Annotated in this window: 6 protein-coding genes; 4 read left to right on the forward strand and 2 right to left on the reverse strand. The window is 43.5% G+C overall.

Translation table 11 applies throughout. The annotated features are described in order from the left end of the window. The first annotated feature begins 91 nt into the window (after window positions 1-91). Window positions 92-1,966 (forward strand): ABC transporter ATP-binding protein, encoded by a 1,875-nt coding sequence (locus tag ACE1AQ_RS04490; protein ID WP_110543994.1) that lies wholly within the window; start codon window positions 92-94, stop codon window positions 1,964-1,966. Here the strand turns inward: ACE1AQ_RS04490 and ACE1AQ_RS04495 are convergent. Next, a complete protein-coding gene (locus tag ACE1AQ_RS04495) occupies window positions 1,959-3,356 on the reverse strand; it encodes an amidase (protein WP_110543996.1) in 1,398 nt (465 codons plus the stop codon). The two genes, ACE1AQ_RS04490 and ACE1AQ_RS04495, sit on opposite strands and share 8 nt — an antisense overlap. A 136-nt stretch (window positions 3,357-3,492) precedes the next feature. Here ACE1AQ_RS04495 and pyrR point away from each other — a divergent pair, with 136 nt between their 5' ends. The 3 genes from pyrR (at window position 3,493) to corA (ending at window position 6,692) form a co-directional block, all read left to right on the forward strand. After that, entirely contained in the window at window positions 3,493-4,026 is a 534-nt protein-coding gene (gene pyrR / locus ACE1AQ_RS04500) for a bifunctional pyr operon transcriptional regulator/uracil phosphoribosyltransferase PyrR (RefSeq protein ID WP_008199968.1), read from the forward strand. Between the two features lie 137 nt (window positions 4,027-4,163). Then, a complete protein-coding gene (locus ACE1AQ_RS04505) occupies window positions 4,164-5,441 on the forward strand; it encodes a recombinase family protein (RefSeq protein WP_110543998.1) in 1,278 nt (425 codons plus the stop codon). 90 nt (window positions 5,442-5,531) lie between these two features. Then, entirely contained in the window at window positions 5,532-6,692 is a 1,161-nt protein-coding gene (corA, locus tag ACE1AQ_RS04510) for a magnesium/cobalt transporter CorA (protein WP_039899808.1), read from the forward strand. Between the two features lie 59 nt (window positions 6,693-6,751). On the opposite strand, the gene ACE1AQ_RS04515 is transcribed toward corA, so the two are convergent. Continuing rightward, complete coding sequence (locus ACE1AQ_RS04515) at window positions 6,752-6,928, reverse strand: hypothetical protein (protein ID WP_008199960.1); 177 nt, start codon at window positions 6,926-6,928, stop codon at window positions 6,752-6,754. Between the last annotated feature and the right edge of the window lie 298 nt (window positions 6,929-7,226).

Below are 7,226 nucleotides of genomic sequence, written 5' to 3' on the forward strand. Positions count from 1 at the left end.
AGCTATCTACGAATTAATTGCACCCAGCTACTGGGAACAGAAAAAGCTATATTTATAAGTAAATCGAATCTGTCTTTCTGTTTAAAGACCCATGGATAACAAAGTTCTCGACGTTCGCCATCTCACCGTTGAATTTTCTAATCAGAAAAGAACAACAGTCGCCGTTAATAACATTAGTTTTAGCTTGCAGAAAGGTCAAGTTCTCGGTTGTGTGGGGGAGTCGGGTTCAGGAAAATCCGTCACCTCCCTTGCACTCATGGGACTGGTTCCCTCTCCGGGGAAAATTACCGGGGGAGAAATTTCCTTTCGTCCGGCAAAAGGTCCGTCAATGCAAGCAGTAGATTTATTATCTATTCCCCCGGAAGAATTGCGTTATTATCGCGGGGGAGAAATGGCGATGATTTTCCAAGAACCCATGAGTTCTCTTAATCCAGTCTATAACATCGGTTTTCAACTTACCGAAGCAATTTTACTGCATCAAAAAGTCACCACTGAACAGGCAAAAAATCAAGCCATCTCTCTACTGCAAGAAGTGCGCTTATTACCCAGTGATCAACAGTTGGAGGAGAAGTATATAGAAACTTTTCCCTTAGAAAATAAGGGTCATGTCAGAGAAAAAATTAGAACTTATATTCAGGAACAAAAAGAGGCAATTCTCAAGCGTTATCCTCACGAATTATCGGGGGGACAATTACAAAGGGTAATGATTGCTATGGCGATTTCTTGTAATCCTACCCTATTAATTGCCGATGAACCAACCACCGCTTTGGATGTGACTGTCCAAGCAGAAATATTAAGATTATTACGCGATTTGTGCAAAAGTGATCGAGAAATGTCAATGGTTTTTATCTCCCACGATTTAGGAGTTATTAACGAAATTGCCGATCAAATTGTCGTGATGTATCAAGGAGAAATTGTCGAACAGGGACCGAAAGAAGAAGTATTAAATTATCCCCAACATCCCTACACAAAAGGTTTACTTGCCTGTCGTCCCCGCTTAAACTCTCGTCCAGAAAAATTGCCCACCGTCAGCGATTTTTTACGAGTGGAAAAAGACTCTCAAGGTAAGATTATTGAATTACAGGAAATTACTCCACCAGCAGTTAAATTTATTACTCTCCAGGAGGAAGAAAGCAGAATCGAAGGGTTACAAGATCACGAGAATATTTTATCGGTAGAAAATTTATCGGTTAGATTTCCAGTCAAGGGAGTTTTCGGGCAAGTAAAGACCTTTTTTAATGCCGTAGATCACGTCAGTTTTGCCGTTAAACAGGGGGAAACCCTCGGTTTAGTCGGTGAGTCTGGCTGTGGAAAATCTACCTTAGCAAGGACAATTCTGCGCTTAATTCCTGCTACTTCTGGAAATATCTATTTCCGAGGAGAAAATCTCGCTAAATTAAACCCCAGCGATCCAAAATTAAGACTACTGAGACGGGAATTACAGATAGTTTTTCAGAATCCCTACAACTCCCTGAATCCCCGTTTATCCATTGGTAAAGCAATTTTAGAACCGATGGTTATTCATCATACCGGCGGCAATTCCCAAAAGCGACGGCAACGAGTAGAATATTTATTAGAACGAGTTAAACTTGATCCTACTTGGTTCGATCGCTATCCCCATCAATTATCGGGAGGACAACGACAAAGGGTGTGTATTGCTCGCGCTTTAGCCTTAAATCCTCAGTTTATTATCTGTGATGAATCTGTCTCTGCTTTAGATGTTTCCGTGCAAGCGGAAGTCTTAAATTTACTCAAAGAATTACAGCAGGAATTTAATCTCACTTATATCTTTATTTCCCACGATTTAAGTGTTGTCAGATTTATGAGCGATCGGATTATGGTGATGAATAAAGGTAAAATTGAGGAAATGGGTACAGCTAACCAAATTATTAACTCTCCCCAAAGTGATTACACGCGTAAACTTATCGCTTCTATTCCCCAATTTACCGAAAGTATTGCTAGTTAAAATTAGCCATCAAACCTAAAGGATTAGCTGCCTCTAATTGTGCCGCTAATCCTAACAAAGTGATTTCATCAGCAGGTTTGCCCACTAACTGAATTCCCACGGGTAAACCCTGACTATCAACCCCTGTGGGTAAAGCAATCGCAGGTAAACCACTCGCATTAGCAATCGGAGAAGGGGCAATCCAACTAATCATCTTATTAACCGCTGCTTCCGGTGGTAAATTTTCCCACTCAGCAATTCCGGGGGGTTGATGTAGGAAAATGGGCAAAAGTAAGACATCAAAATTATCAAACATCGCCACAATTTGCCGCGAAATAACGTGCATCTGCCGCACCGCTTGCAGGTATTCCCCCGCGCTGCCAGAATTCTCTAATAACCATTGGTTAAGGGGACTTAATAACTCCTTCGGAATTGCCGCCGCTGCCGTCCCCGCTTGCCAAATACGCCGAAAAGGAGCGATTAAAGCCTGTAAATCGGGAGAATACTCCGTTAAATGATGCCCCATACCCTCTAAAATTTTAGCCGTCTCGATCACAGCATTTTTATAGACGGCAGCCGCCTCGCCGAAGGGGGATATGGAAGTAGAAAAAGCGATTCTCAGGGGTTTTACGCCTCTCTGAGTGGCTTCTAGGAAAGAAAAGGGCGGATCGGGTAGCCAGTAGGGATCGCCCGTCGTATAGCCCGAAATCACGGTAAGCAGCGCCGCCCCATCTGCCACCGTCTTAGAAAGAGTGCCGTTAGTGGCGATACCGCTTTGAAATTCCCCCACCGGGGCATAGGAAACGCGCCCACGACTGGGTTTTATCCCCACCAAACCGCAACAACCCGCCGGAGTACGAATAGACCCACCACCGTCGGAACCCTGGGCAATCGGGCAGAAACCCGCCGCTACCGCCGCCGCCGCGCCGCCACTGGAACCTCCTGCGGTATAATCGCGGTTGAAGGGGTTACGAGTCGGCAAAAAACCCGGATTTTCGGTGTAGGGAAAGGAACCTAGCTGGGAAGTGGCAGTTTTGCCCAGAAGGATAAAACCCGCCATTTTCATTCTGGCGACGATTCCTTCGTCGTATTGGGCGATATTTCCCTGTAAAGCGGCGACTCCGTAACTAACCGGCATTCCAGCGACGGCATTTAAGTCCTTAATGGCGGTGGGAACTCCAAAAAAAGGCGGTAATTCGGCAGTAGCGGTGATTTGACTTAATTGTTCCGTTTGGGCGCTCGCAGTTGCTAGGGCGCTTTCCCCGGCGACATGGACAAAACTACCGATTTGACTGTCAAATTTCTCAATTCTGTCAAGGTATAAATGGGTTAATTCTAGGGGGGAGATTTGTTTAGTGCGAATCAGTTGGGCTAATTCTAGGGCAGATTTTTGCAATAATTCATCACTCATGAGCGATCAAGTTAAAATAGGTAAGTGAAAATAATTATATTCCTTAGTGGGAAGATGGTTTTAAAAGAAAAAAGAAAAAGAAAAAAAAAGTCCATTGCCGTCAAAATTTCCCTATCCCCCCTTGTCTTTGAAAATTATGCGCCCACAGTTAATTGAAATTCTCTCGGCTGACGAAATTCGTCGCACCATTACCCGTTTAGCTTCCGAAGTTATCGAAAAAAGTGGCGATTTAAATAACTTGATTTTGATCGGTATCTACACGCGAGGAGTGCCTTTAGCTAATTTAATTGCTAGTCAAATTGAGAGCCTAGAAGGGGTAAAAGTTCCCGTGGGAGCGATCGATATTACCTTCTATCGCGATGATCTTGATCGCATTAAAACCCGCACTCCTGCTAAAACCAAAATGCCCCTAGATGTCACGGGTAAAACCGTGATTTTAGTTGATGATGTTATCTATAAAGGCCGCACGATCCGCGCCGCTTTTAATGCTATTATTGAGTATGGCAGACCGCAAAAAATCCGCTTATTAGTCCTCGTTGATCGTGGTCATCGGGAATTACCAATTCACCCGGATTTTACCGGCAAAAAACTCCCCACCGCAGCCGAGGAACAGGTAAGAGTTTATCTACAGGAGATTGACGGCAAAGATGGGGTGGAATTAATCAAATAAACCGGAGTTAAGACGATGATCATTTTAGCTTCCAATCCTGGGATTCCTGCTCATAAGCGCTTGGAAGTGGAGAGGCTAATTGATAAAAATCAAGGCCTTTTCAGGAGTGCTGATCGTGATTTTCCACCCTTAATCCCATGAAAATTATCGCCTACACCTATACCAATCCCCTCCTCGATAGTCCCCCCGATAGCTCGATTTGGGACTATTCTCCCGAACAAGTGTATCAGGATTTTGGCGATCGATCACAACGGCAGCAACTGCTGCGCGATTGTCAAGGAACTCCCCCCCGACTGCTGATCCTGCGTCGCCTAGCAGAATTGGGAGACAATGGCACGGAAGTTAGCAAAATTTTACAATCCTTAGAAGCCCTCGACATAGATATAATTGCCCTAGAAGACCCAGATTATAAGCTGAATTTTGCCAAGATTCTGCAAGAAATATCAAAAAACGAACTAAGTAATCGTTTAAAAGCAGGTCACGCTCACAATCGTCTGCAAGCTTTGCCTCCCCCCGGAAAAGCTCCCTACGGTTATCGTCGTGGCAAGGAGCGTTATATACTCGATCGCAGTACCGCGCCGGTAGTCAAAGACTTTTTCGATCGCTTTTTGATTTCCGCTTCCCTGCGTTCCACGGTGCGCTATCTAGAAAAACGCTACGGTAAAAAGATATCGGTAGCTACTGCCCATAAATGGCTGACTAATCCCGTTTATCGCGGTGATTTGTGCTATCTCGGTCAAGATATTATCCCCGATACCCACACCCCGATTATCTCCCGGGAAGAAGCAGCCCAGATCGATCGCATCTTGAGAAATAATCGCAAATTACCCCCCCGCAGTGCCAGCGCGCCGCGTTCCTTAGCGGGTTTAGTCGTCTGTAGTCAATGTCAATCGGGGATGACGATTACCAAAGTGACGGCGCGAGGAAAGGGCCTAGAATACCTCTATTTGCGACCTTTGCAATGTCCCCGGACGAAAAAATGTTCAGCGATCGCTTATGAGAAAATTCTAGATAGCACAATCGAGCGCATTTGTCAAGACCTACCACCGACGATCGCTCAGATAGCTTTACCGGATTTAGAGGCGATCAAACGGGGAATGAGCGAGGAAATAGGGCAAAAAAACGATATTTTGTCGCAATTGTCCTCCCTAGAAGCGGCGGGAATTTTAGATCGAGAAACGGCTAATCTACGGGCCTATAAACTGAAAAACGAGATCGCGCAGATTCAAGGACGTTTAGACCAATTACCCCCCGATAACCTGACTATTATCGCTCGTGCCGTTGCTTTTCCGCAATTTTGGCGAGATTTATCGGAAATCGAGCGCCGTTTTTATTTTCGCGAGTTTATCCGTCGCATCGAAATCGAGAGGGAAACGGCTAATAATTGGCATTTACGTTTAATCTTCGTTTTTTAACAATCTTGGACAATCTTAAAGTTAGCTAAAAATTGAGGAATCTTTGAGTGATCAATGCTAAGAAAAGGCCAACAGCGATCGATCTCGACTATGAGCAATAACAAAAGATTAACTAGGTATAAAAAAGGGCGAAAATCCTCCGAGACAAAACCCCACCTTTATGATTATCACTATAACCAACCCGGGACGATGCCGGGGTTAATCACCATCGATGAAAATGCCGTTGCTACCGAGATATCTTTAATTAATTATAACTCTCAACAAGCCACTATAGTTAATAATCTCTTACCTCAAGACTGTCTTAAATATTTATCCAATGATTCCATCTCTTGGGTTGATATCGTCGGTTTGGGTAATGAAGATAAACTGCAAGAGTTGGGAGAAATTTTTCATTTACATCCCCTAACCCTGGAGGATATAGTCAGTATTCCCCAAAGACCAAAAGTAGAAGAATGCGAGAATTATATTTTAATTATAGTGCCAATGGCCATCCTGATCGATCATCAGGGTTTTTTGCTAGAACAAATCAGTTTAATCGTCGGCAAGAATTATGTTTTAACCGTGCAGGAAGAAGGACAATACGATTCTTTAGAGGGAGTTAGGGAAAGAATCCGTTTAAATAAAGGTTCCATCCGGCAGCAAAAATCGGGTTATTTAGCCTACTCGATTTGGGATGCCATTATTGACGGTTATTTTCCCGTTTTAGAGTCCTACGGAGAAAGAATCGAGGAGCTAGAAAACGAAATTTTAGCCAGTCCCACGGAACAGACTTTATCAAAAATTTACCAACTACGTCAGGAATTACTCTCCCTGCGACGGGCAATTTGGCCGCAAAGAGACACCCTCAATGCCCTTTTACGCGATGAGTACATTGTCATCGATACAACGATTAAACCCTATCTAAGGGACTGTTATGACCATGTGGTACAAATCCTCGATGTTATCGAAAATTACCGGGAATTTGCCAATGGTTTAATGGATTTTTACTTGTCTTCCGTGAGTAATAAAATGAACGAGATTATGAAAACTTTAACGGTAATCTCGACGATTTTTATCCCTCTCACCTTCATTGTCGGTATTTACGGCATGAACTTTAATACTGATAAATCCCCCTATAATATGCCCGAATTAGAATGGTATTGGGGCTATGTATTCGTCTGGGTGTTGATGCTAACCGTTGCTTTCAGTTTAATCATTTTCTTTTGGCGACGCGGCTGGTTTAAGAACCTATCGACAGTGAAGAAAAGATAAACTGTTAAGCAGATTAGATAAACCGGATTGCAGGGCCGGCATCTAGCAAGAGAAAATGGCTATTGCAGAGAAATCAATAATTTAGTGTCGGCGGTATTTTTTAACACTTTCAGTTGATGGCTTCTAATTTTGTCCAACCAACTATAGTGCTGGTTGCGACATTGATAGACGATATCGATGTCACCAATCTCTGACTTAACCTGAGCTAAGTAGTTTTCTAGTTCGCTAATTTTCATAACCTATCTCGCTTGCGCTGAAGGACATCAACCCTAAACCAAGAATTATCCCTAAAGGATAGGGGTGACTACAGTTACTATTATAGGCCGATCATAATTCTTAAAAAAGTTCTTATCTAACAAAGTGAGCTAATGTCAGGGTTAGATGATAGGCTGCCCGGCTCTTCTAGGTTCTGTGTGATAAGTTTAATTGACATAGGATCGATCGATCTTTGTGTCCTTTGTGTCTTTGTGGTTCGTTCCACCCCCTCGCTCTTGAGAAATGTATCTTAGAATACATTTTACCCACCAAAGCTGG

Source organism: Microcystis sp. BLCC-F209, from assembly GCF_041928595.1.
Classification (GTDB): domain Bacteria; phylum Cyanobacteriota; class Cyanobacteriia; order Cyanobacteriales; family Microcystaceae; genus Microcystis.

Bases quoted from the DNA above. Each gene is read 5' to 3' on its own strand.
- ACE1AQ_RS04490 (WP_110543994.1), top strand. From the start codon at position 92: ATGGATAACAAAGTTCTCGACGTTCGCCATCTCACCGTTGAATTTTCT.
- ACE1AQ_RS04495 (WP_110543996.1), bottom strand. From the start codon at position 3,356: ATGAGTGATGAATTATTGCAAAAATCTGCCCTAGAATTAGCCCAACTG.
- pyrR (WP_008199968.1), top strand. From the start codon at position 3,493: ATGCGCCCACAGTTAATTGAAATTCTCTCGGCTGACGAAATTCGTCGC.
- ACE1AQ_RS04505 (WP_110543998.1), top strand. From the start codon at position 4,164: ATGAAAATTATCGCCTACACCTATACCAATCCCCTCCTCGATAGTCCC.
- corA (WP_039899808.1), top strand. From the start codon at position 5,532: ATGAGCAATAACAAAAGATTAACTAGGTATAAAAAAGGGCGAAAATCC.
- ACE1AQ_RS04515 (WP_008199960.1), bottom strand. From the start codon at position 6,928: ATGAAAATTAGCGAACTAGAAAACTACTTAGCTCAGGTTAAGTCAGAG.